We start from the raw sequence: 25,164 nt of genomic DNA on the forward strand, positions 1-25,164 counted from the left end.
GCAATGCTACCACTGCTGGCAGAATTTTTATCGGGATATTACAGCGGCTTTGCTGTATTTCAGTACCTAACCCTGCGTGGGATTTTGGGTGTATTAACAGCATTGTTGATAGCTTTGTGGGTCGGCCCTCATATGATCAACAAACTACGTAGTAATCAGATTGGTCAAGCGGTACGAGATGATGGTCCTCAGACGCATTTGAGCAAAGCAGGTACACCAACAATGGGTGGTGCTTTGATCCTAGTTGCAATTGCGATTAGTACCCTTTTGTGGAGTGATCTGACTAACCCTTATGTGTGGATTACGTTGGGCGTGACGCTTATTTTTGGTGCAGTGGGCTGGGTCGATGATTATCGTAAAGTGGTTGAGAAAAACCCACGAGGATTGCCTGCTAAGTGGAAGTACCTGTGGCAGTCAGTAGGTGGTATGGGGGCGGCAGTATTACTCTATAGCATGGCTTCCACACCAGTTGAAACAGAGCTTCTGATTCCATTCCTAAAAGATGTGTCGATCGATCTCGGTATCTTCTTTATCGTTTTTACCTACTTTGTAATTGTCGGTAGCTCCAATGCGGTAAACCTCACTGATGGCTTAGATGGTCTAGCTATTTTGCCAACTGTAATGGTAGCTGGAGCATTAGGTGTATTTGCATATCTGTCCGGTAACATCAATTTTGCTGAATATCTGTTGATCCCTTACGTGCCGGGTTCTGGTGAGCTGATTATATTTTGTGGTGCCATGGTTGGTGCTGGTCTTGGTTTCTTGTGGTTTAACACTTATCCAGCTCAAGTGTTTATGGGTGATGTCGGTGCCTTGTCTTTGGGTGCTGCGCTTGGTGTTATTGCCGTTATCGTCCGTCAAGAATTTGTACTGTTCATTATGGGCGGTGTGTTTGTGGCTGAAACCGTGTCAGTAATTTTGCAGGTGGCATCGTTTAAATTAACAGGTCGCCGTATCTTCCGGATGGCGCCTTTGCATCACCATTTTGAATTGAAAGGTTGGCCAGAGCCTCGTGTAATTGTTCGTTTCTGGATCATCACAGTAGTTTTGGTGCTGATTGGCTTGGCATCTCTGAAAATTCGTTAAGGTAAAGTTTGAGCATGAGTTTAATCGCCAGCGATAAATTAAAAGTGGTCATCGGTTTAGGTCAAACCGGGCTGGCATGTGCGCGCTATCTGGCGTCTAAAGATGAGCGTTTTTTCGTTGTTGATAGCCGAGAGAATCCTCCAGGTATGGATGAGCTATCAACTGAGCTTCCTGACGTTAAACTGATTTGTGGCCCTTTTGATGCTGAGCTATTGAGTGGTGCGTCAGAATTGATTTTGAGCCCTGGTGTTGCACAAAGTAATCCTGCCATTCAAACGGCGGTAAAAGCGGGCGCGAAATTAAGTGGTGATATTGATCTTTTCTGTAATGAGATCAGTGCCCCAATTGTTGCGATTACTGGTTCAAATGCTAAAAGTACGGTCACTACCTTAGTGGGTGAGATGGCTGCTGCAGCAGGCTTGAATGTTGGAGTGTGCGGGAATATTGGTACGCCTGTACTTGAGATGTTAAACGAGCCTGAAAAAGATCTGTATGTTATCGAACTATCAAGTTTCCAGTTAGAAACAACTAATGATCTTCGAGCAGCAGTTGCAACGGTACTCAATATTAGCCCTGATCATTTAGATCGTTATGATTCTATGCAGGGTTATTATCAGGCTAAACACCGGATTTTCCGCGGAGCTAAAAAGGTCGTTGTTAACCGTGATGATGCACTGACAATGCCATTAATGCCGAGTGGTGTTGATCAGCTTGCTTACCACTTAGGTAAACCCGATCTCAAAGTCTTTGGTTTGACTGAAGAAAAAGGTGAAACTTGGCTTGCTGTTGGTCTGGATAAATTAATACCGGTATCTGAGTTAAAAATACGTGGTAGTCATAACATGGCCAATGCACTGTCTGCATTGGCTTTAGGTCAGTCTGTTGGCTTGCCAATGGATGCGATGCTAACGGCTTTAAAGAACTTTGCTGGCTTGAAGCATCGTTGCCAGTGGGTCGCTGAAAAAGGCGGTATTGAATACTACAACGATTCCAAAGGTACTAACGTTGGTGCGACTGTTGCTGCGCTGAACGGTTTAGGAAAAACCCTATCTGCAGATCAACGTATTGTGTTAATTGCTGGCGGTGTTGGTAAAGGTGCCGAATTCTCTGAATTGGCTGAACCTATGCAGCAGTTCGCAAGAGCATTGATCTATATCGGCGAAGATGGACCGCGTTTAGCTGACAGTTGTGAAGGTGTGATTAAAGAATCAGCGGATGATATGCAAGCTGCTGTTGCAAAGGCGCAAGCTCAAGCGAAAGAGGGTGATATTGTTCTACTTTCGCCAGCCTGTGCGAGCTTTGATATGTTCTCTGGTTTTCCCGCTCGTGGTGATGCTTTTATTGATGCGGTGGAGGCTCTTTAATGATCTCTTTGGCGATGACGAACATTAAGCAGAGGTTAGAGGGTTTAATTCCTTCGCCTCCGCCTGTTTGTACGTCACAAAGAGTGTTGCCATTTGACCCATGGGTGCTGGCTTGTTCAGTTGCTCTGGTTCTAACGGGGTTTGTAATGATTAGCTCTGCATCTTTAGATGTGGCGCTAAAAAATAACGGGACAGCGTATTTTTACGTTATTCGTCAGTTCATATTTATCATGTTGGCGATGATTGGTGCTGTAGTCGTTTGGAATATCCCAATGCGCTTTTGGGAAAAGACCGGGCACTGGTGGATGTTGGCTGCCGGTGTCTTATTGATTTTGGTACTTATCCCGGGTGTCGGTAAAGGGGTAAATGGTAGTCATCGTTGGTTACCTTTAGGTCCTTTAAATCTCCAGGCATCTGAAGTCGCTAAGTTCTGTATGGTGATGTACATGGCTGGCTACTTGGTGAGACGCTTGGATGAAGTGCGTAGCAGCTGGAAAGGGATTGCGAAGCCGACTCTACCTCTGGGTATTTTTTGTGTGCTGCTGTACTTCGAGCCGGACTTTGGTGCCTTAGTTGTCCTGATGGGGACAGTTATGGGCATGATCTTTTTGGGTGGAATGCGCTTTTCCCAATTCTTGATGGTGATCTCTGGTGTAGTGGGTCTGCTGGTTGCTGTTGTGGGTTTGCAGCCTTACCGAGTAGCTAGACTTCAGAGCTTCTTAGATCCATGGTCCGATCCTTTTGGAACTGGGTACCAGTTATCGCAGGCACAAATCGCTTTTGGTCGTGGTGAATGGTTTGGAACGGGGTTAGGTAATAGCGTTCAAAAACTATTTTATCTGCCAGAAGCTCATACTGACTTTGTGTTTTCAGTATTGGCAGAAGAGTTGGGCTTTATCGGCGCGATCGCTTTGATCTTGGTTTATGCCGTATTAATCGTGAATATTTTCCGTATTGGTCGTCGAGCTGAAAAGGTAAAATCCTTTTTCTCTGCTTATGTCTGTTACGGCTTTGCAATTATCTTTGCAGGGCAGGCGTTGATCAATATTGGGGTGAATGTTGGTGCTTTGCCTACAAAAGGTTTGACACTTCCCTTGGTGAGTTACGGTGGAAGTAGTTTGTTAGTAAGTTGTGCCATGTTGGCCGTTATTTTAAGAGTTGACTACGAATTGAAACTAGCTGGAAAAAATCAGCCAGATGCTGAAGCTAAAGAGCGTAAACAAAAAAATCAGGAGGCTACCGCATGAGCGCTTCTGATAAAAAAGTAGCTTTGATTATGGCTGGCGGCACTGGCGGCCATGTCTTCCCTGCATTGGCTACAGCAGAGAAACTACAGGCACAAGGTGTTCATGTTGAATGGTTGGGCTCTCGACACGGAATAGAAGCTGATTTGGTACCTGCAGCAGGATTAAAACTGCACTCTATTGAAGTCAGAGGTTTAAGAGGCAAAGGCAAGTTAAGCCTTCTTTTGGCTCCATTTAAACTGTTGATCGCTTTGTGGCAGGCGCTATCGGTTGTTCGCTCTGTTAACCCTGATGTTGTATTAGGTATGGGCGGTTTTGCTTCTGGTCCCGGTGGTCTTGCTGCGTGGTTGCTAAGAATTCCGTTGATCATTCACGAACAGAATGCTGTTGCAGGAATGACTAACAAGGCTTTGTCTAAATTAGCCAAAAAAGTTCTGGAAGCGTTCCAAGGTGCATTCAAAAGTGGCTTAACGACTCAAACTGTGGGTAATCCGGTACGCGGAAGTATTTTGAATTTACCTGAACCTAAAGAGCGTTTTTCTGATCGTGAAGGACCTTTGCGTCTTTTGGTTGTAGGTGGAAGTTTAGGCGCGAAAGCGATTAACGACCTTCTGCCTGAAGTGCTTGCTGATTTACCTCAGGAGCAACGTCCAGAGGTTTGGCATCAGGCAGGAAAAAGAAATATTGAAGAAACTCAGCAGCGTTATGAAGCGCTGGGCGTAACTGAGTGTAAAGTTGTGCCATTTATTGATGATATGGCAGAAGCCTATAGTTGGGCAGATGTGGTTTTATGTCGTGCTGGTGCTTTAACGGTGAGTGAATTGAGCAATGCAGGTGTGGCATCTGTATTAGTGCCTTTTCCTTATGCGGTTGATGATCACCAAACTAAAAACGCAAATTATCTTGCTGAGAGAGATGCTGCAATTTTAATTCAGCAGGCGGATCTTAATAAAGAAACGCTAACAGCATTATTAACAGAACAATTAAATCAACGAGAAACGTTGATGGAAATGGCGAACAAAGCGCTATCACTAGGTAAACCCGAAGCAAGTGATGTGGTAGCAAATGTTTGTCTTGAGGCAATGAAGTAATGAAACAACAAAATGCTTTCACCCGTTATGAAATACCGGAAATGCGCCGTATCAGCCGAATTCATTTTATCGGCATTGGTGGTGTGGGTATGTGTGGTATTGCGGAAGTATTGCTGAATCAGGGATATCAGATCTCAGGTTCAGATATTAAAGTGTCCGCGACAACTCAACGCCTAGAAGGCTTGGGGATGAACATCTTTATTGGGCATGCTGATACCAATGTCTCAGGTGTGGATGTGGTTGTTGTTTCCACTGCGGTTAACGAAGAAAACCCAGAAGTGAAAGCTGCACGTGAACAGCGTATTCCGATTGTTCGTCGTGCTGAAATGTTGGCTGAATTGATGCGCTACCGTCACGGTATTGCTGTAGCTGGCACGCACGGCAAAACAACGACGACAAGTCTGTTAGCTTCCATCTTTGCTGAAGGCGAGCTTGATCCAACATTTGTCATTGGCGGTCGACTGAACAGTGCTGGCACCAACGCCAAAATGGGCACGAGCCGCTATCTTGTGGCAGAGGCTGATGAAAGTGATGCTTCATTCCTTCACTTACAGCCTATGGTTGCGATTGTTACAAACATCGATGCGGACCATATGGAAACTTATGAGAATGACTTCTCTAAGTTGAAGAAAACATTTGTCGAGTTTCTACATAACCTACCATTCTACGGTCTTGCGGTTATGTGTATCGATGATCCTGTTGTAAGGGAAATCCTTCCGGAAGTTAGTCGTCCAGTGCTGACTTACGGTGTAGAGGAAGATGCTGACTACCGTGCTGAGAATATCAGACAAGAAGGTATGTACACCCGCTTTACCGTTAAGCGCCCGGGAGATTTTGCCGATCTAGAAATCTCACTAAATATGCCGGGACATCACAATATGTTGAATGCCTTAGCAACGATTGCTGTGGCTACCGATGAGGGCATTAGTGATGAAGCGATCTGCACCGCTTTAACTAAGTTTGAAGGCGTTGGTCGTCGTTTCCAAGTTTTGGGGGACGTGCCTGTCAATGGTGGTAGCGTTATGTTGGTTGATGATTACGGTCACCACCCAAGAGAAGTTAATGCCGTTGTTAAAGCCATTCGTGAAGGCTGGCCTGAAAAGCGTTTGGTGATGATTAATCAGCCTCATCGTTATAGCCGAACTCGTGATTTGTACGAAGACTTTGTGGAAGTACTGTCTGAAGCCGATGTGTTGTTATTGCTAGAGGTTTATGCCGCTGGTGAAGAGCCAATTGCTGGTGCTGATAGTCGTAGCCTATGTCGAAGCATTCGTCAGCGTGGTCGTATAGATCCGGTATTTGTTAGTGATAAAGACACCGTTGCCGATGTGCTGAAAGATATTTTGGAGCCAGGTGATCTATTGCTGACTCAAGGTGCGGGTGATATTACAGCGCTTGCTCATCAGCTTAAACAGGCCAACCTTGTAGCCGATAAGGAGGAAAAATGAGTTATCAAATTGATGCTCAAATGAAATCCGACTTCGGACGAGTTGCGGTTATTTTTGGTGGTAATTCATCTGAGCGTGATGTTTCACTCAAGAGTGGTGCTGAGGTTTTAGCTGGACTACAACGTGCAGGTGTTGATGCATTTGGTATCGATCTCTATGGTCCTAATGGCGATCAACAGCCGTTACAGCAACTACAAGAAAATCACTTTGATCGTGCCTTTTTGATTTTACATGGCCCAGGCGGTGAAGACGGTACCTTGCAAGGTGCGTTGGAAATGCTAGGCAAACCATACACTGGAAGTGGTGTGACAGCTTCTGCAATCGGTATGGATAAGTTAAGAACCAAGCAGGTGTGGATAGGCGCAGGCTTACCGACTCCAACATTTGCGGCATTTAATGGTGAATTTGAGGTTGATGACATCGTTGAGCGTCTTGGTTTACCGATGATTGTTAAGCCTGCGCACGAAGGTTCCAGTATTGGAATGAGTAAAGTTGCCAGTGCTAGTGAACTAGAAACAGCATTGGAAACAGCCGCTGGTTTTGATCGTAGTGTGATCGCAGAAAGTTGGATGAGTGGTGACGAGTATACCGTTGCGGTGCTTGATGGTTCTGCATTGCCTCCTATTCAGCTAGTCACGCAGCACGAGTTTTATGACTTTGATGCAAAATATCTAGCGAACGATACGCAGTACAAGTTCGATCATGGTTTGTCAGAGGACAAATTAACATCCCTGAAACGTCTAGCTGAACAAGCATTTGCCGCGGTTGGCTGTAAAGGCTGGGGGCGTGTAGATGTGATGCAAGATCAAGATGGAAACTTCCAACTATTAGAAGTTAATACGGCTCCGGGTATGACGGATCATAGTCTTGTGCCAATGGCTGCGCGAGAGCAAGGAATTAGCTTTGATGAGTTGGTCGTTAGAATATTAAAAACGGCCCAATAAAATGAACCTTTTGCGATTTTTTCGACAAACTGAACCGTTGGGGGAGCAAGAAGTAGAGCTTGCTAAGCCTCGCGGTGCCAGTCGTGAAAAGATCGCTAAAGAAGAACCAGTAAAAGGGAAAGCTGATAAAAAGAATCCTAAAAAGGATAGCCTAGTAAATAACGATACTGAGTTTTGGTGGAAGCCATTTTGGACGTTGTCTTCTCTAGTTATTTTTATCGGCGTGTTATGGGGTATTGGTCATAACTTATGGCAGTGGTTGGATCGCCCGGTAGCGAGCGTAGTGATTGAAGGTAAAACCCAGCATTTGGACCGAGAAAAGTTAGGGCAGATTATTGCTGGTGACCTAACAGCGAATCTATTAGAGATTGATATTGAATCGGTTCAATCACTAGTAAGTGAACAGCCATGGGTCAGGGTCTCTTCTATTCGACGAGATTGGCCCGATACCTTGCTTATTGAAGTTGAGGAAGAGGTGCCGGTTGCTCGTTGGGGGGAGAGAGGTTTGTTAAACCATCAGGGCGATATATTTTGGCCTGAACTTTCTCAAGAGTATCGGAGCTTACCTCGATTAAGTGGGCCTGCTCCAGATACAGAAAGGGTAATGTCACAGTTTCATGATTTTAATCAGATGTTGAAGCCTATGGGGCTTAGTGTTGTCGCACTGGATTTAGAGGCTCGTGGAGCCTGGACCATGGAGCTAGATAACCAGATAAAAGTAGTTGTAGGTCGAGAAGCAATCAATGCACGCTTACAACGGTTTTTGACTTTGTATAAACAACGATTGGCTGCTCAAGCGGCTGATATAGAAACAATCGATATACGTTATACCCATGGGGTGGCGGTGAAATGGCGGGAAAAACCCGAAAGCGAAATGCAGGATAAAACATAATGAGTGGTTCGATGGAAAACAATATGGTTGTTGCGCTCGATATCGGGACCTCAAAGGTGCTGTGCCTTGTAGGGGAGATCGGTATTGATGGTGCCATCGAAATTATCGGCATTGGCTCGCACCCATCTCGAGGCCTGAAAAAAGGCGTTGTAGTGAATATCGAATCAACAGTGAGCTCGATTCAGCGCGCGGTAGAAGAGGCTGAATTGATGGCGGGTTGTAAGATTCACTCTGTGACAGTTGGGATTGCAGGTAGCCATATTAACAGCCTGAATTCTCATGGCATTGTGGCTGTTCGAGATCGAGAAGTTACTGAGTATGACCTGGAACGCGTAATTGATGCTGCACGTGCTGTGGCTATTCCAGCTGACCAGAAAATCTTGCACATTTTGCCTCAAGAGTATGAGATTGATAGCTCAGAGGGCATCAAAGAGCCTTTAGGGATGTCGGGTGTGCGTTTAGAAGCGAAGGTGCACCTTGTTACTGGTTCAGTGAATGCTGCTCAGAATATTGAAAAGTGTGTGCGACGTTGTGGTCTTGATGTAGATAACCTAGTTCTTGAGCAATTGGCTTCAAGCTATTCCGTTTTGACGGAAGATGAGAAGGAGCTGGGTGTTTGTATGGTGGATATCGGCGGTGGCACCTCTGATATCTCTATTTTTACAGGCGGTTCTATTCGTCATACTGCGGTCATTCCGATTGCTGGTGATCAAGTTACAAACGATATCGCGATGGCTTTGCGAACACCAACGCAGCATGCGGAAGAGATCAAGGTTAAATATGCGTGTGCACTGGCACAGCTCGCTACAGGTGAAGAGACCGTTAAGGTGCCTGGTGTAGGTGATAGGCCTGCTAGGGATCTTTCTAGACAGTCGTTAGCAGAAGTGGTTGAGCCCCGTTACGAAGAATTGTTTAGCCTGATTCAGGCCGAATTGAGACGCAGTGGTTTTGAAGATTTGGTTGCAGCAGGCATTGTGCTGACAGGCGGAACTTCGAAAATGGAAGGTGCCATTGAATTAGCTGAAGAAATCTTCCATATGCCGGTTCGCTTGGCGACACCACACGGTGTACGTGGGATGGAAGATATTTTAAGTAGCCCTATTTATGCAACAGGTATGGGGCTTCTGCAATACGCACAACAAGATCATGTTGGTGCTGTTGAGCAAGACGTCGAGCCAGAAGTCGTTGTGGGTTCGCAAAAGAGTGTTTTAGACAAGATGAGAGCTTGGTTTCAGAACAACTTCTGAACAAGCTGAAGGTTTTTAGATTGATAGCAGCAAAAGTAGCGTGCTGCTTTATTAGGGGATAGTGCTTGGCAGGGCACTAAAGGAGCTAACAATGTTTGAACTGTTAGATAGCGTTCCGCAAAATGCCGTTATTAAAGTTATCGGTGTTGGTGGTGGAGGCGGAAACGCTGTAAAACACATGGAAAGTGGTGACCTAGAAGGGGTGGAATTTGTTTGTGCAAATACAGATGCGCAAGCGCTTTCATCTATGGCGTCCCAAAAAGTTATCCAGCTTGGTAATACGCTTACCAAAGGCCTAGGCGCGGGTGCAAATCCAGAAGTTGGTCGTCAGGCTGCGATGGAAGATCGGGATCGCATTGCAGAAATGTTGCAAGGTGCGGATATGGTATTTATCACGGCTGGTATGGGCGGTGGTACAGGTACGGGTGCCGCACCTATCGTAGCCGAAGTAGCTAAAGAACTCGGAATTCTAACAGTCGCAGTCGTGACAAAGCCTTTCCCGTTTGAAGGCCGTAAACGAATGAGTATTGCTATTGAAGGTATCAAAGAGCTTCGCGAAAGTGTTGATTCCCTCATTATTATCCCTAACGAAAAACTGATGCAGGTACTAGGTCGTAATTGCAGCCTTTTGAATGCATTTGAGTCTGCCAACGATGTTTTGAAAGGGGCTGTTCAGGGTATTTCGGATCTTATTACACGTCCGGGTATGATCAATGTTGACTTTGCTGATGTGCGGACTGTTATGTCCGAAATGGGCATGGCGATGATGGGTACCGGTGGTGCGCGTGGTGAGAACCGAGCTGCTGAAGCTGCAGAGAAAGCGATCAAGAGTCCACTACTTGATAACGTAGATCTGAAAGGCGCGAGCGGTATCTTGGTAAATATCACTGCGGGTATGGATCTCAGCTTGGGTGAATTTACCGAAGTGGGTAATCAGATTGAAGAGTACGCATCTGAAAATGCCACGATTGTCATCGGTACCGTCATTGAGCCAGAGATGACTGACGAACTGAAAGTGACAGTTGTTGCTACGGGTTTGGATAAGCCAGAAGAAACGGTCCGCCCTGTTTCTGGTGGAATGCAAAAAGTGGATGGAAGTTTAGACCTTGAGCAGATCGATCTGCCTACGGTTTTGCGTCGCAAAAAAAATGAGGCACTTGACGGGCCGGCTGAGACTGAAAGTGAGTTGTTAAAATCAACAGGTACTGAGAGCGAGTCCGCTTATTTAGATATTCCTACTTTTCTGCGTAAACAAGCGGATTAATTGGAATGTCCTTTCTAAAAGGGCGATTATTTGTTAGTATCTCGCGCTAGAGTGGCCTATTTTATTTTTTGGCAGATAGCATGATTAAACAGAGAACATTAAAAAACAGCATTAAAGCAACAGGTATTGGTTTGCATACGGGGCAGAAGGTTTATCTGACGTTGAAGCCTGCGCCAGTAAATACCGGTATTGTTTTCCGTCGTACTGACTTGGATCCAGTTGTTGAGATCCTTGCGCATGCGCACAATGTTTCTGATACAAAACTGTCAACCAACCTGGCTAAAGATGGCGCGCGTATAGCGACTGTTGAGCACCTACTTTCTGCAATGGCTGGCTTAGGTATTGATAATGCTTATGTTGAGCTAAGTGCAGAAGAAGTACCTATTATGGATGGTAGTGCTGCGCCGTTTGTATTCTTGATCCAGTCGGCAGGCCTAGAAGAGCAGAATGCTCCTAAAGAATTTATCCGTATTAAGAAAGAAGTAACGGTTGAGGCTGATGGTAAGTCAGCTACGTTTAAACCGTTTGATGGCTTTAAAGTGGGCTTCAAAATCGATTTTGAACACCCAGCATTTGAAGGCCGTAACATGGAATCTTTCCTAGACTTCTCTAGTACTTCTTTCGTTAAAGAAGTTAGCCGTGCGAGAACGTTTGGTTTTATGAGTGACTATGAATACCTTCGCTCTCAAAACCTAGCATTAGGTGGTAGCTTTGATAATGCGATCGTAGTCGATGATTACCGTATTCTTAATGAAGACGGCCTTCGTTACGACGATGAATTTGTTAAGCATAAAGTGCTTGATGCGGTGGGTGATCTATACCTACTAGGTAAGAGCTTGATCGGTGAGTTCTACGGAAACAAATCAGGGCATTATCTAAACAATCGTCTTTTGCGTGAATTGTTAGCGCAAGAAGATGCTTGGGAAGTGGTGACTTTCGAAGATAATGAAGAAAGCGCGCCTATCTCTTATCAGAAGCCAGTATTAGCAGTCTGATAGATCGAAAGAATTAAGAGCCGAACTTTTATAGTTCGGCTTTTTTTTGTCTATTTCCCTATCTTTTTTCCATATTTTTTTTATTTCCCCTTTTAGATTCATTTTCTGCCCCCAATAAAGGTAGAATGCTGAGTTAATTTTTATCCGCTAATCGAGCGGACTATAGGTTTTAGACTTCACAGGTATAAGTCGAGATATGCTGACAGGACTGTTAAAGAAAGTTTTTGGTAGTAAGAATGATCGCGAATTAAAGCGCATGGGTAAGATCGTAAAGGCGATCAATGCGTTGGAAGTAGATCTAGAAAAACTAACGGATGAAGAGCTAAAGGCTAAAACGGCTGAATTCCGTCAGCGTCTTGATGATGGCGCGACTCTGGAACAGATCCTTCCTGAAGCTTTCGCTACGGTAAGAGAAGCATCAAAGCGTGTTATGGGTATGCGCCATTTTGATGTTCAGCTTATCGGTGGTATGACACTGAATGATGGCAAAGTTGCGGAGATGCGTACGGGTGAAGGTAAAACCCTTGTAGCAACATTAGCTGTATATCTAAATGCGCTTCCTGCTGAAGGCGTTCACGTAGTAACAGTGAATGATTACCTAGCAGAGCGTGATGCTGAATGGATGCGTCCTCTTTATGAATCTCTAGGCTTATCGGTAGGTGTTGCGCTATCTGGTCAAAATCCAGAAGTGAAACGTGCTGCTTATGCTTGTGATATCACTTACGGCACAAACAACGAATTTGGCTTTGATTATCTCCGCGATAACATGGCATTTAGCACTGCTGAGAAAGTGCAGCGCGGCTTTAACTTCGCTGTAGTCGATGAGGTTGACTCTATCTTAATCGACGAAGCGCGTACGCCTTTGATCATCTCAGGTCCTGCAGAAGATAGCTCTCAGCTTTATATTGCGATTAACGAGCTAATTCCTTCGTTAGAGAAATTCGATGGTGAAATTGATCCTCAGGACGAAGAGCAGGAGATTAACGAGCACTTCGTTGTTGATGAGAAAAACCGTACGGTTGAACTGACAGAAGCGGGTCACACTGCTGTTGAAGATATGCTTGCACAAAAAGGTCTTCTGAGTGAAGGTGATAGCCTGTATGCACCTCAGAACCTTAACCTGCTGCACCACGTGCTAGCGGGGTTGAGAGCGCATAACTTATTCCAACGTGATGTTGATTACATTGTTCAGGGCAATCAGGTTGTGATTGTCGATGAGCACACGGGTCGAATCATGGAAGGCCGACGTTGGTCAGAAGGTTTGCACCAAGCGGTAGAAGCAAAAGAGGGTGTATCGGTTCAGAATGAGAGCCAGACTTTTGCCTCAACCACATTCCAGAACTACTTCCGTCTATACGACAAACTGTCTGGTATGACGGGTACGGCGGATACGGAAGCATTCGAGCTGCGTCAGATTTACGGTTTAGATGTTGTTGTAATTCCAACCAACAAAGCGATCGCTCGTAAAGACGAGAACGATCTGGTTTACCTGACGGTTGAAGAAAAGTACGAAGCTATTATCAAAGAGATTCGTGCTTGTCAGGAAGCGGAGCGTCCTGTACTTGTGGGTACAGCGTCCATCGAATCATCTGAGTTAATCTCTTCATTACTGAAGAAAGAAAAAATTACGCACAATGTATTGAACGCAAAGAACCACGGTGGTGAAGCGTCAATCATTGCTCAGGCAGGTCGTCCAGGTGCTGTGACTATCGCGACTAACATGGCTGGTCGTGGTACCGATATTGTGTTGGGTGGTAAGTTAGAGGCTGAACTAGCTGAACTTGATAACCCATCTGAAGAACAAGTTGCTGAATTGACGGCTGCATGGCAGAAGCGCCATGAACAGGTATTGGAAAATGGCGGTCTACATATTGTAGGTACTGAACGTCATGAATCTCGTCGTATTGATAACCAGCTACGTGGTCGTGCAGGTCGTCAGGGTGACCCAGGTTCATCTCGATTCTTCTTGTCCTTAGAAGATGATTTGATGAGAATCTTTGCTTCCGATCGTGTAAGACAGTTGATGCAAGCGCTAGGTATGGAGCGTGGTGAAGCTATCGAGCATAAGATGGTAAGTAATGCGATCGAGAAAGCGCAGCGTAAAGTAGAGGGTCGTAACTTTGATATCCGTAAGTCATTGCTTGAATATGATGATGTAGCTAATGATCAGCGTACAATCATCTACGAACAGCGTAATGACTTGATGGCCACAGACGATATCTCTGAAACAGTTAATTCTGTTCGTGAAGAGGTTGTTGCTAATAAATTTAGTGAGTTTGTTCCGCCGCAGAGTCTTGAAGAACAGTGGGATATTCCAGGTCTTGAGAAAGCATTGGAAACTGATTTTTCCATTAAAATGCCAATTCAAGAGTGGCTAGATCAAGATGATTCATTGCATGAAGAAACCCTGCATCAAAAAGTTCAGGATACAGTGCTAGAGGTTTATCAGCAGAAAGAAGCGCAAGTGGGCGAATCTACAATGCGTAACTTTGAGAAGCAGGTTATGCTTCAGGTGCTAGATACCCTGTGGAAAGAACACCTACAGACTATGGATCACCTGCGTCAGGGCATTCACCTTCGAGGTTATGCACAGAAGAACCCTAAGCAGGAATACAAGCGTGAATCTTTCCACCTATTCCAAGAATTGCTGGAAAATATCAAGCGTGATGTCATTCGTATTCTAAGTCATGTGCAAGTTCAGCAGCCAGAAGATGTTGAAGCGATGGAGCAGCAGCGCCGTGAGCAAGCTGAACGACAGCAGATGGACTTTAAGCATGACAATAGCTCAGCTATGTCGGGTGAAGAGGGTGAAAGTTCCAATGCTGAAGAGCAAGCTCAGCCAGAAACTTTCGTTCGAGATGGCCGTAAAGTAGGTCGTAACGAACCATGTCCATGTGGTTCAGGTAAAAAATACAAGCAGTGTCACGGTAAGCTTTCGTAAGAGTGAACTGTTTATTGGTCAACACAGAAAGCAGCTTTTAAGCTGCTTTCTGCATCTTAGGAGACAGAAAATGGCAGTCGGGCCAGCTACATTTCCAGAAAAAATGCACCCAGTTGCAGGGTTTAAATTAGGAACAGCTTCTGCAGGTATTAAAACTCCAGGTCGAAAAGATGTAGTGCTGATGGAGTTGTGTGAAGAAGCTACTGTCGCAGGCGTTTTTACTTTGAATGCTTTTTGCGCAGCGCCGGTGCAGATTTCTAAAAAACATTTAGACGCTGCAGCAACGCGATATTTTATCGTTAATACAGGCAACGCTAATGCGGGTACTGGTGAGGAAGGTTGGAATGATGCTATTACAACCTGTGAAGAGGTCGCTAAGCTTTGCGATTCGGGTGTTGAGGCAGTTCTTCCTTTTTCCACTGGTGTTATCGGTGAAAAGTTGCCTGTAGAAAAATTAGTTTCAGCTTTGCCTGCAGCTAAAGAGGTGCTATCGGAATCAGGTTGGGATGAGGCTGCAGAAGGCATTTTAACCACTGATACACGAATCAAAGGCGCTAGCCGTCAATTTGAGTACCAAGGCAAGGTTGTAACTTTGACTGGTATATCAAAAGGCTCAGGCATGATTAAGCCAAATATGGCAACAATGCTGGGCTATGTGGCAACAGATGCGCAAGTTGATGCTGATTTATTGAAAGTGCTACTTACTGATACAGCCAATTGCTCCTTTAACCGTATTACGGTTGATAGTGATACATCTACAAATGATTCTTGTATGTTGGTTGCGACTGGGAAATCAGGTGTGTCAGTTTCTGCGGAAGATCGTTCCCTACTAGCCTTATTCAAAACTGAATTGACACAGCTTATGCAAGATTTGGCGCATGCGATTGTACGTGATGGCGAGGGTGCAACTAAGTTTGTGACAGTAAAAGTTGAGTCAGCTAAGACGCAGCAGGAAGCTTTGAAGACGGCTTTTGATATTGCTCACTCTCCTCTAGTTAAAACGGCTTTATTCGCTTCAGATCCAAACTGGGGGCGTGTATTGGCGGTAGTTGGGCGTGCCGAGATAGAAAATCTAGATCTTAATGCGTTAGAGATCTATTTAGGCGATGTTTGTATCGTTAGTAAGGGTGGAAAAGACGCTACTTACACTGAAGAAGCTGGTCAGGCGGTTATGGACCAGGAAGAGATTCTAATTCGAGTCGTACTTAATCGTGGTGACGTGTCAGAGACGGTATGGACTACGGATCTTTCCCATGACTATGTCAGCATCAATGCGGATTACCGTAGCTAATGGCTAATAAGGTTGTTCATGTCGCAGCGGCTGCTATCTGGAATAGTAAGCGTGAGTTGCTGATTGCGAAACGCCCTGATGATAAACACCAGGGCGGCTTGTGGGAGTTCCCTGGTGGTAAGGTTGAGTCAGGGGAAGCTGTGCTTGATGCTTTAAGCCGTGAGCTTGATGAAGAGCTGGGGATCAGACTTACCCAAGCAGAAAAGCTGATAGAGGTTCCTTATCATTATCCTGATAAATCAGTTTTACTCGATGTTTATAGTATTACTGAATTTGAGGGAGAGCCTTGGGGTAAGGAAGGGCAGCCAGTACGTTGGGTGAAGCTTGATGAGTTGGATGGCTATGAGTTCCCTGCTGCAAATAAACCGATCTTGGATGCCTGCCTTTTACCGAAATCACTTGCTATAACGCCGTATCTTTCAGATCTTCAACAGCTTGAAGTATCTATTATGCGAGCAATAAAGGCTGGAGCTGAAGGTGTTGTCCTTCGAGCTCCTCTGTTTGAGGCTGATTCAGTAGCATTGGATAAAACAATTGATTTCATCAATGCTCAAATAGATGCGGCCTCTGTAAGAAATGTTTTCTTTACGGTAAACACTACGGTAGACATTGCGAATAAGTTGGCTCTTGATGCAGTTCATCTTTCAGTGAGTAATCTGGAAAAGTTGAATCATAGAGACGAGTTCACTGGGCGTTGGCTGGGTGCGTCTTGTCATAATGCTGATGAACTGTCCGAAGCGATAGCTAAAGGGGTCGATTACATAATGCTGTCACCAGTACAGCATACGCAATCGCACCCTGAGGTAGAGCCATTAGGTTGGAAGGATTTTTCCGAATTAGCTAAGTCTAGCTTGGTGCCTGTTTTTGCGTTGGGTGGCATGGATAAAAGCGATTTAGTTCTCGCTGTGGAGAATGGTGCGCAAGGTATTGCGGCAATTAGTGCATGGTCGGAGGGATAGGCTGATCTTTATCAATCTGTTCTTCCGTTTCACCGCTACTAAAATCGCTAGCAGCTTTTGATTCAGGTATTGAATATTCTTCGCTTGCCCAAGCGCCTAAATCAATCATTTTGCAACGTTCACTACAGAAGGGTCTAAAAGGGTTGCTGCTGTCCCAAGCTTGCTCTTTGGAACAGGTTGGGCATTTTATTTTTGGACTACTCATTTCTTTTTCTCTTTTGTAGCTTCACTAAGCTCTGTGTGTAGCTTGATAACCTGATTTTCCAAGCTTTCTAAATCAGCATTGTTATCGATGATAATATCTGCTTTTTTTAGTCTTTCTTGGCGGGGCAACTGGGCGGCCATAATTGCTTTGATCTGTCCTTTGCTAGCGCTATCGCGCTTAACAGTTCGAGCTAATTGTAACTCTTCGGCCGCATCTACAACGATTACTGTCTGAACTAATTCGTGCTGGTCTGTTTCTAATAATAGTGGGGAAGACAGTACAGCATAGCTGCTTGTGGCATCGTGTAATTGCTGTTTGATACTTTGGCGAATAATCGGGTGTAATAGTTGCTCTAACCAGGTTTTGGCTGTTTTATCTCTGAAGATTATTTCGCGCAAATCTTTACGATTTAATTCACCACTTTCAGTGACAATGTGACTGCCAAAGTGCTCAGCGATTTTGTCTAGTGCAGGTTCGCCTTTTGCGACCACTTCTCGTGCAACAATATCAGCATCAACAATAGTGATTCCGAGGTCTTGTAAACGATCAGTTACAGCGTTTTTTCCTGAGCCGATGCCACCTGTGATGCCAACAATGTACATAGATTAGATTCTTATTAGTTGAAGGTAGAGTGTTGTCAGAGTGTCGCCCCAGATCAGTGCTATCCATCCTGCAATTGAGAGATATGGGCCAAATGGAATAGGGTTTTGAGGTGAATGGTTTTTAAACAGCATCATAGCTATACCAATTATCGCACCGACTAATGAGCTTAATAGAATAATTAGTGGCAATTGATAGACTCCAGCCCAGGCTCCAAGGGCTGCGAGTAGTTTGAAATCTCCGTATCCCATACCTTCTTTGCCTGTTAGCAGTTTAAATGCCCAGTAGATTGACCATAAGCTTAGGTAACCTGCCATTGCACCATAGACAGCGTGTTCTAGTGAACTGAAAAGGCCAAAACTGTTGACGAATAAACCCAGCCATAGCAAAGGTAGAGTTAAACGGTCGGGAAGTAGTTGATGATCAATATCTATAAAAATCAGGCATACCAGTACCCATGTAAGTACTACTACGCTTAATCCAATCAGGTTAAAGCCAAAAACGTAAACTGCATAAGCGGAGCAAATAGCTGTAAATAATTCTACAAAAGGGTATCTGAAAGGTATCGGTAACCCGCATGAAGAGCATCTAGCGCCAAGGAATATCCAGCTAATAACCGGTATGTTTTCATACCATCTGATTCTGTGTGCGCATTTGGGGCAGGTAGATGCGGGAACGGAAAGATTATAGATTTCTTCCTGCTCTTCCTGCTCTTCCTGCTCTTCCTGCTCTTCCTGCTGTTGCTTAGCTTCCTGTTCCTTCAGGTAGCAAAAAATTTCTTTCTCCCATTCTCGAGTCATCATAATAGGTAAACGATGTATGACTACGTTTAAAAAACTACCGACACAAAGAGAAAACAAAAACGCGCAAGCGATAGCCAGCGCGGGGTCATTAATAATTGGAATCATAGTTTTAAACTTGAAATTTGCGTAGGAGGAGTAACTTCAATTAAATTTACTAGGATAAAAATGAAACCATCAAAGAGTTTTTCATAATTTATTGTAATCAGCACTTCATATATGGGTTATTCACCCTTCTATTAGGAAATTAAGAATAAACCAAAACTTGGATGTTGTGCTAAACAACGTTGCCTAATTGGAATATCGGAAGATACATGGCTATAACGAGTCCGCCAACTAAAACTCCAAGAACAGCCATAATAAGAGGTTCTAGTAAGCTAGATAAGTTATCTACAGCGTTATCCACTAGCTCTTCATAAAAATCAGCAATCTTTTCTAACATCATCTCAAGTGAGCCGGCTTCTTCCCCGATTGCAATCATCTGAATAACCATATTGGGAAATATACCTGTCATGGTTACTGCGTTTTGAAGGGATTGCCCTGTAGATACGCCATTTTTAATTTGTAAAATTGCATCCCTATATAGAGCGTTACCTGAAGCGCCGGCGGCAGACTCTAGAGCGTTGACTAAAGGAACTCCTGCTGCAAAAGTTGTAGCAAGCGTTCGTGCGAAACGAGCAATAGATGCATTGTGTAATATTTCACCAATGATAGGTATTTTTAGCATCGCTTTGTCAGTTCCGTCTCTAAATCTCTGAGATTTTTGTTTTGCTTTTTGGAATGAAAAGCCTATGACAGCAACAATAAGGAAAGTGATCCACCACCATTCTTGTGCAACTTCAGATAAATTAATCACGAATTTAGTAAAGGCTGGGAGGTCTGCGCCAAAACCTTTGAACACATCTTCAAATTGAGGTACGACTTTTACAAGGAGGATAGCTGAAACAATTAGGCCAACAATTATTACAGCTGTTGGGTAAGTTAATGCTTTCTTTATTTTTGCCTTAAGTGATTCTAGCTTTTCTTTATAAGTTGCTATTCGGTCTAGCATTGCATCTAATGCGCCCGATTGCTCGCCAGCATTCACTAAGTTGCAGTACAAATCATCAAAATGTTCAGGGTGCCGAGTCAATGAGGTTGAGAAATCTGTTCCGCTGTTTACGTCATTTTTAATTTCATAAACAATATCTTTTAGTTTTTGTTTTTCTATACCTCCAGCAGTAATTTCTAGTCCTTGGAGTAATGGAACGCCCGAACGCATCATCGTAGCCATTTGACGGGTAAAGAAAGCAATGTCTACAGGCTTTATAGGCTTGTTTTTTGCGCTAAATAAGCCGGCAGATTGCTCTTTGGATATTTTAGAAGTTAAGATTCCTTGAGTGCGAAGTTGTGCTTTAGCTTGAACTGCGCTGCTTGCATCTATCTTGCCTTTGCTTTTGTTACCGCTTTTATCTTTCCCTTGCCAGGTGAAAGTATATAACTTGGCATTTTTAGCCATAAATTAATTCCCGTTATCAGGTCTTGATGACTCGGTTCATTTCTTCAAGACTGGTGATTCCTTCCGCGACTTTTTTCAAACCAGAGCGTCTCAGGCTCTGGAAATTCTGTGTTTCAGCTACTCTTAGTATATCTAGTGAGTTGCCATTCTCCATAATAACTTCAGCAATTTCTGGCGTCATAGGAAGCATTTCATAAATGCCTACTCGACCTTTATAGCCGCGATTGCACTTGCTACAGCCATCATGATTAGCTTCAAAGAGAGTTAGATTATCAAGTTCTTCATTGCTAAAGCCTTCTTCTATTAGTGTGACTTCAGGAAGAGAAGTCGGTTTTTTGCAGCTTTCACATAAACGCCTACCTAATCGTTGAGCTATGATGAGACTAACCGATGTGGCTATATTAAATGCAGGAACCCCCATATTTCGTAAACGAGTGAGTGTTTCTGGAGCGCTATTTGTATGTAGCGTGGATAATACCATGTGTCCTGTCTGGGCTGCTTTAATAGCTATTTCGGCCGTTTCAAGGTCTCGAATTTCACCAACCATTACTACGTCAGGGTCTTGGCGAAGGAATGCACGAAGAGCTTCAGCAAAATTTAAACCAACTTTGGCATTTACATGTACTTGGTTTATCCCTTCCAAGTTGATCTCAACAGGGTCTTCTGCAGTAGATATGTTCCGTTCTTCAGTGTTGAGAATATTTAAGCCTGTATAAAGACTTACGGTTTTACCACTTCCTGTTGGACCTGTTACTAATACCATGCCTTGTGGGCGATGAAGGGTTGTTAAATAAAGATCTTTCTGGAAATCTGCAAAGCCCAGAGCTTCGACTCCCATTTTTGCACTGCTAGGGTCTAGTATACGAAGTACAATTTTTTCACCCCATAGAGTGGGAAGAGTATTTACACGAAAATCTATGGCGCGTTTTTTAGATATCTTCATTTTAATGCGGCCGTCTTGGGGCACACGCCTTTCAGAAATATCCATTTGCGACATTACTTTTAACCGAGCAGATAGCCTCGCTGCTAGGTTGGAAGGGGGTTTGGCTACCTCTTGAAGGATACCGTCAATCCTAGAGCGAATTCGATAGCTTTTTTCATAAGGCTCGAAATGAATATCGGATGCACCATTTTTAATGGAATCTAAAAGGATTTTGTTAATAAAACGCACGATAGGTGCATCTTTTGTAGCGTCTTCTTCGGAATCTTGCTCTTCAGGCTCTGGAGCAGATCCGTCTGAAATTTCTAGATTATCTAGATCACTATCTTCTAATTCATCTAAAGCAGAATCTTGCCCTTCTAAAAATGTTTCTATAGCCCGTGTAAGTTTGTCTTCTTCAACAATGATAGCTTCAGTTGTGATACCGCATTGAAACTTAAACTCATCTAATGCTTGTATATTTGTGGGGTCGGATATAGCAACGAATAGGCGGTTATCACGTTTCTGTAAAGGCAGAGCGTGATGTTTCGAAATAAGAGAATCGTTAATTAGGCCTTGGGGCAAATTGGTTAGGTCTAGTGCATCCAAATCCAATAAAGGAATACCAAATTCTTCAGATGCTGCTGCGGCGGCTCTATATGCACTTACAAGGCGTTGTTCAATGACATATGAGATAAAGGTTTGCTGCTTTTCTCTTGATTGAAGAGAAGCCTCTGCTGCAACTTCAGCTGAACATACACCTTCATTAACCAGTCGTTTTGCTAGTCCACTTAATGGTTGGCTAGGTTGCAAAGTGTGACTCCCGTCTCATTCCATGACACCAATTTTGATTACTAAAACTAACGAATCAGTGATAAATAGCTCAGATCTATTTTTGTTACAGTGCTACCCACTTAAAATAGCATTTGCATAGCAGTTTGAAAATGCGCTATATAAGTATTATGAAATAAAATCGGATAGGTCACTGGCGTGTTTTGAAAAATGCGCTACAATCAAAGGACTTGGTGATACCAAGGATTTTTATTCGCTGGAGAAAAAAAATGAAAAAAGTACAACAAGGTTTTACCTTAATTGAATTAATGATCGTGGTTGCGATTATTGGTATTTTGGCTGCAATCGCATTGCCTGCATACCAAGATTATACGCTTCGCTCAAAACTATCTGAAGTTGTTGCATTGTCTGGTGGTAACAAAGTGGCTGTTGAGGAGTATTACCACGTAAATGCTGCACTTCCTACGTCTTCTGCATCTATCACTGGTTGGGATGCTACTATGGAAGGTTCCCATGTTGGTACAGTTAACGTGACGTTGGTTTCTAGTGCGATTAACAATACTCTTGCTACGCAGATGGATACTGACGACAACGCTGCCGACGTAGTAATCCTAACACCAACGGCTACTAGCGGTAATGTTACTTGGGCAATTACTTGTACTGGTATCCAAGATGCCCGTTGCCCAGCTCGTTAAGGTTAGTCGTATCTTTTAAAAAAAGAGGGTGTTACCCTCTTTTTTTTGTTTTTAAAGAACCTAAACATAGAAATGAAACGAAATATAATAATTATTCTAATCGCGGCGTGTGTTGGTGTGACTTGGTATATCGCTAATACAACTGAAAGGCTCACCCCACAAATTAAAAGCGCAGCAGAAAACGCTATTCTCGAACAGCCAGAATTTCCTGCACGTCCTGTTTGGTGGCATGATGATTCCGTAATGGCTGTTGGTATTGTCCCAGACACTGTTAATCCTCACCATGCAGCAGCTAAAGCTTGTGAAATCATTAAAGCCAAAGGTGTGACGACTGCCATTGTAGAGATCTATGATGTGGTCAAGATTCAGAAAGAAGATGATTGGGATCAGCTAGCCGCAGATAGCTGTCAGTAAACGATAAATTTTAAGTGTTATTTAAAATGAAAAAGGCTGCATATGTGCAGCCTTTTGTCACTCAAGAATAATGTAATCTGGGCATTAATCTTCAATTAGGCGCATAGATAGATCTACTGCTTGGCAGTGCTTAGTCAGCGCGCCGATAGAAATATAATCTACGCCAGTTTCTGCGATAGGGCGTAAGGTTTCGTCAGTAATGCCGCCAGAGGCTTCAAGCTTGGCAATACCGCGAGTTAGCTTAACTGAATCCCTCATCGCTTCTAGAGAGAAGTTATCCAGCATAATAATGTCCGCACCGGCTTCTAGCGCTTGATGAAGTTCTTCCATCGTTTCCACTTCAACTTCGACAGGTTTGCCAGGCTCATTTGATTTAGCTGTGGCAATTGCGGCGTCGATACCACCACAGGCCATAATATGGTTCTCTTTAATCAAGAAAGCATCGAATAAGCCAATGCGGTGGTTGTAGCAGCCACCACAGGTAACGGCATATTTCTGGGCAAAGCGAAGGCCTGGAAGAGTTTTGCGAGTATCAAGCAGTTTTACCGTTGTGCCAGCTACTTTGTCCGCATAGAACTTACTCACAGTAGCTGTGCCTGAAAGCGTTTGTAGAAAGTTTAAAGCCGCGCGCTCTGCTGTTAAAAGGTTTCTAGCAGAACCTTTCGCCCAGAAAAGTACTTGGTCGCGTTGAACGATGTCACCATCATCAACTTGCCAGTCTAGCTCTAGTTCAGGGTCTACTTGGCGAAAAACTTCATTTACCCAATCGATACCGCAAACAACAGCCTCTTGCCGGCTGATGATTCGAGCCGTTGCGGTTTGTTCAGCAGGAATCAGTTGTGCGGTAATATCGCCACTGCCTATATCTTCCTGTAAAGCGTAACGAACGGCGTCTGGGATAAGGTGCTGAATTTCTGCGCGGGTCAACATAGTCGGTCCTGATTGAAAATGTGTGAGGCTTGGCTTTTACAAATGGGCCTCTGATAATATGCAGATTCTATCGAAATAGATCTAGAGCGGGTAGGGGATAAATGAATATTGCATGTCAAAACTGGCACAAAGAAGTAGAGGTTGTGCCTTCGCCGAATTTTAATGAGCGCCCAGACTCTAAAGATATTTCGTTGTTGGTTATCCACAACATTAGTTTGCCTCCGGGTAAGTTTGGTGGTGGCTACATTCAGCAATTTTTTCAGAATAAATTAGATCCTAGTATCGATCCCTTTTTTGAAGAGATAAAAGAGTTAAAGGTCTCGGCCCATTTTCTAATTGAGCGTAGTGGTCATATTGTCCAATTTGTGCCAACCGGCTGTAGAGCTTGGCATGCTGGGGTATCTATCTTTGAAGGTAGAGAAAATTGTAATGATTTTTCGATAGGCATAGAGTTAGAAGGAACGGATATAGATCCTTATTCGGATGATCAGTACAACGCTTTAGCTACCCTTACCCAGCAGTTACGCGATATCTATCCAAAAATAGAACTGGATAGAATCGTTGGGCATTCTGATATAGCCCCAGAGCGTAAAACCGACCCTGGTCCATCATTTGACTGGCAAAAATATCGCAAACTATTGGCTGAATTAAACAGGGAATAGTTTAGCTAACAAAACTGGGACTGCATTTTCAACTCTTAAGATGCGCTCACCAATATGGATTGATTTGAATCCGCATTGATTGAGTTTATCTACTTCGTATTCAATAAAGCCGCCCTCAGGGCCAATCGCTAGGGTTGTGGGGATTGCTTCTGGTTCTGGGCACCTATTGGCATTATAGGGATGAGCAATTAAAGAGCGTGTATTTTTCGCGATCTCTGGAAGTTCATCTTCTACAAAAGGCTTGAAACGTTTGCGTAAATGAACGCTCGGCATAATCGTATCGCCAGCTTGTTCCAGGCCAAGCTTTAACTGCTCTTCTACTTGATTAAGTATTGGCGTGCTCCAATAGCTCTTATCTACTCGATAGGAATTAATCAGATAAAGCTCTTTTACGCCCATGGCTGAGACAGTTTGTAGTATCCGTTTCAGCATTTTAGGTCTGGGTAAGGCCAATATTAGGGTTAGAGGTAACGCGGCTGGAGGTTGTTTTTCTAGTGATATTTTTAGCGTTGCACAGTTGTCATTGAGTTCTAACACTTCTCCCTTACCAATAGCTCCATTGAGTAGGCCTACATTGAGTAGGGCTCCAATCTCAGGTTTATGCACGGTGCGAATATGTTCAAAACGATGATCTGTTAGAACTGCAGTATCGCTTGCTACAAAGTCAGCTGTATTAATTAGTATTAGGTTCATGGAATTATCAGGTAGATAGAAGAGGCTAAAGTGTACTGGTCTAGGGCATTTAAGGCTAATTTTAACTCTAATCAAAAAAATAGATGTTTATCTAAATGAGAATGTTTATCTGTAGCGTTATCTTTTGGCGTGTGATATCTTTGCGCCATCTTGTATAAGCGATCAATATTCTGTGAATCCATGAAGGGGG

At 43.8% G+C, this 25,164-nt stretch carries 23 protein-coding genes; 16 read left to right on the forward strand and 7 right to left on the reverse strand.

What is annotated here, in order from left to right:
* Nucleotides 1-3: 3 nt before the first annotated feature.
* The 13 genes from mraY to ACMXYT_RS03535 all read left to right on the forward strand — a co-directional run bounded on the left by mraY (nt 4) and on the right by ACMXYT_RS03535 (nt 16,766).
* On the forward strand, nt 4-1,086 hold the full coding sequence (gene mraY, locus ACMXYT_RS03475; RefSeq protein ID WP_415900218.1) for a phospho-N-acetylmuramoyl-pentapeptide-transferase: 1,083 nt from the start codon (nt 4-6) through the stop codon (nt 1,084-1,086).
* A 14-nt stretch (nt 1,087-1,100) separates the two neighbouring features.
* Nucleotides 1,101-2,450: a UDP-N-acetylmuramoyl-L-alanine--D-glutamate ligase gene (gene murD, locus ACMXYT_RS03480; RefSeq protein WP_415900220.1), complete on the forward strand. Its 1,350-nt coding sequence runs from the start codon at nt 1,101-1,103 to the stop codon at nt 2,448-2,450.
* On the forward strand, nt 2,450-3,697 hold the full coding sequence (gene ftsW, locus ACMXYT_RS03485; RefSeq protein WP_415900222.1) for a putative lipid II flippase FtsW: 1,248 nt from the start codon (nt 2,450-2,452) through the stop codon (nt 3,695-3,697). Before murD ends, ftsW begins: the two co-directional genes overlap by 1 nt.
* Nucleotides 3,694-4,785, forward strand: a complete 1,092-nt coding sequence (gene murG / locus ACMXYT_RS03490) for an undecaprenyldiphospho-muramoylpentapeptide beta-N-acetylglucosaminyltransferase (protein WP_415900224.1) — start codon at nt 3,694-3,696, stop codon at nt 4,783-4,785. Before ftsW ends, murG begins: the two co-directional genes overlap by 4 nt.
* Nucleotides 4,785-6,233 (forward strand): UDP-N-acetylmuramate--L-alanine ligase, encoded by a 1,449-nt coding sequence (gene murC, locus ACMXYT_RS03495; RefSeq protein ID WP_415900226.1) that lies wholly within the window; start codon nt 4,785-4,787, stop codon nt 6,231-6,233. Before murG ends, murC begins: the two co-directional genes overlap by 1 nt.
* The gene (locus ACMXYT_RS03500) at nt 6,230-7,177 is read left to right on the forward strand and encodes a D-alanine--D-alanine ligase (protein WP_415900228.1); all 948 of its coding nucleotides are present in this window, start codon (nt 6,230-6,232) and stop codon (nt 7,175-7,177) included. Before murC ends, ACMXYT_RS03500 begins: the two co-directional genes overlap by 4 nt.
* 1 nt (nt 7,178) lies before the next feature.
* Nucleotides 7,179-8,069: a cell division protein FtsQ/DivIB gene (locus tag ACMXYT_RS03505; RefSeq protein ID WP_415911853.1), complete on the forward strand. Its 891-nt coding sequence runs from the start codon at nt 7,179-7,181 to the stop codon at nt 8,067-8,069.
* Entirely contained in the window at nt 8,069-9,316 is a 1,248-nt protein-coding gene (gene ftsA / locus ACMXYT_RS03510) for a cell division protein FtsA (protein WP_415897613.1), read from the forward strand. Before ACMXYT_RS03505 ends, ftsA begins: the two co-directional genes overlap by 1 nt.
* A gap of 91 nt (nt 9,317-9,407) precedes the next feature.
* Nucleotides 9,408-10,580 (forward strand): cell division protein FtsZ, encoded by a 1,173-nt coding sequence (gene ftsZ, locus ACMXYT_RS03515; protein WP_415900231.1) that lies wholly within the window; start codon nt 9,408-9,410, stop codon nt 10,578-10,580.
* An 80-nt stretch (nt 10,581-10,660) separates the two neighbouring features.
* Nucleotides 10,661-11,575 (forward strand): UDP-3-O-acyl-N-acetylglucosamine deacetylase, encoded by a 915-nt coding sequence (gene lpxC / locus ACMXYT_RS03520; protein WP_415897614.1) that lies wholly within the window; start codon nt 10,661-10,663, stop codon nt 11,573-11,575.
* A 196-nt stretch (nt 11,576-11,771) separates the two neighbouring features.
* Nucleotides 11,772-14,516 (forward strand): preprotein translocase subunit SecA, encoded by a 2,745-nt coding sequence (secA, locus tag ACMXYT_RS03525; protein WP_415900233.1) that lies wholly within the window; start codon nt 11,772-11,774, stop codon nt 14,514-14,516.
* A 70-nt stretch (nt 14,517-14,586) separates the two neighbouring features.
* Nucleotides 14,587-15,807: a bifunctional glutamate N-acetyltransferase/amino-acid acetyltransferase ArgJ gene (gene argJ / locus ACMXYT_RS03530; RefSeq protein WP_415911854.1), complete on the forward strand. Its 1,221-nt coding sequence runs from the start codon at nt 14,587-14,589 to the stop codon at nt 15,805-15,807.
* Complete coding sequence (locus ACMXYT_RS03535) at nt 15,807-16,766, forward strand: Nudix family hydrolase (protein ID WP_415900237.1); 960 nt, start codon at nt 15,807-15,809, stop codon at nt 16,764-16,766. Before argJ ends, ACMXYT_RS03535 begins: the two co-directional genes overlap by 1 nt.
* On the opposite strand, the gene ACMXYT_RS03540 is transcribed toward ACMXYT_RS03535, so the two are convergent.
* From ACMXYT_RS03540 to pilB, 5 genes are all read right to left on the reverse strand, one after another.
* On the reverse strand, nt 16,744-16,971 hold the full coding sequence (locus ACMXYT_RS03540; RefSeq protein WP_415883654.1) for a DNA gyrase inhibitor YacG: 228 nt from the start codon (nt 16,969-16,971) through the stop codon (nt 16,744-16,746). The two genes, ACMXYT_RS03535 and ACMXYT_RS03540, sit on opposite strands and share 23 nt — an antisense overlap.
* Complete coding sequence (gene coaE / locus ACMXYT_RS03545; RefSeq protein ID WP_415911855.1) at nt 16,968-17,573, reverse strand: dephospho-CoA kinase; 606 nt, start codon at nt 17,571-17,573, stop codon at nt 16,968-16,970. The genes ACMXYT_RS03540 and coaE overlap by 4 nt, the downstream gene beginning before the upstream one ends.
* Before the next feature lie 3 nt (nt 17,574-17,576).
* Nucleotides 17,577-18,479 carry a prepilin peptidase gene (locus ACMXYT_RS03550; RefSeq protein ID WP_415911856.1) on the reverse strand — a complete coding sequence of 301 codons (903 nt, stop codon included), beginning with the start codon at nt 18,477-18,479 and terminating at the stop codon, nt 17,577-17,579.
* A 169-nt stretch (nt 18,480-18,648) separates the two neighbouring features.
* Entirely contained in the window at nt 18,649-19,869 is a 1,221-nt protein-coding gene (locus ACMXYT_RS03555) for a type II secretion system F family protein (RefSeq protein WP_415900242.1), read from the reverse strand.
* Nucleotides 19,870-19,885: 16 nt separating this feature from the next.
* The gene (gene pilB, locus ACMXYT_RS03560) at nt 19,886-21,601 is read right to left on the reverse strand and encodes a type IV-A pilus assembly ATPase PilB (RefSeq protein ID WP_415900244.1); all 1,716 of its coding nucleotides are present in this window, start codon (nt 21,599-21,601) and stop codon (nt 19,886-19,888) included.
* 248 nt (nt 21,602-21,849) lie between these two features.
* On the opposite strand from pilB, the gene ACMXYT_RS03565 reads away from it, so the two are divergent.
* A complete protein-coding gene (locus ACMXYT_RS03565) occupies nt 21,850-22,275 on the forward strand; it encodes a pilin (protein ID WP_415900246.1) in 426 nt (141 codons plus the stop codon).
* A 72-nt stretch (nt 22,276-22,347) separates the two neighbouring features.
* The gene (locus tag ACMXYT_RS03570; RefSeq protein ID WP_415900247.1) at nt 22,348-22,689 is read left to right on the forward strand and encodes a hypothetical protein; all 342 of its coding nucleotides are present in this window, start codon (nt 22,348-22,350) and stop codon (nt 22,687-22,689) included.
* An 84-nt stretch (nt 22,690-22,773) separates the two neighbouring features.
* Here ACMXYT_RS03570 and nadC read toward each other — a convergent pair whose 3' ends face one another.
* Complete coding sequence (nadC, locus tag ACMXYT_RS03575) at nt 22,774-23,619, reverse strand: carboxylating nicotinate-nucleotide diphosphorylase (protein WP_415900249.1); 846 nt, start codon at nt 23,617-23,619, stop codon at nt 22,774-22,776.
* A 101-nt stretch (nt 23,620-23,720) separates the two neighbouring features.
* Here nadC and ampD point away from each other — a divergent pair, with 101 nt between their 5' ends.
* A complete protein-coding gene (gene ampD, locus ACMXYT_RS03580) occupies nt 23,721-24,281 on the forward strand; it encodes a 1,6-anhydro-N-acetylmuramyl-L-alanine amidase AmpD (protein ID WP_415900251.1) in 561 nt (186 codons plus the stop codon).
* Here the strand turns inward: ampD and ACMXYT_RS03585 are convergent.
* A complete protein-coding gene (locus ACMXYT_RS03585) occupies nt 24,267-24,974 on the reverse strand; it encodes a 16S rRNA (uracil(1498)-N(3))-methyltransferase (protein WP_415911857.1) in 708 nt (235 codons plus the stop codon). The two genes, ampD and ACMXYT_RS03585, sit on opposite strands and share 15 nt — an antisense overlap.
* Nucleotides 24,975-25,164 lie beyond the last annotated feature (190 nt).

This window comes from Neptuniibacter sp. QD37_11, assembly GCF_047778105.1.
Lineage (GTDB): Bacteria > Pseudomonadota > Gammaproteobacteria > Pseudomonadales > Balneatricaceae > Neptuniibacter.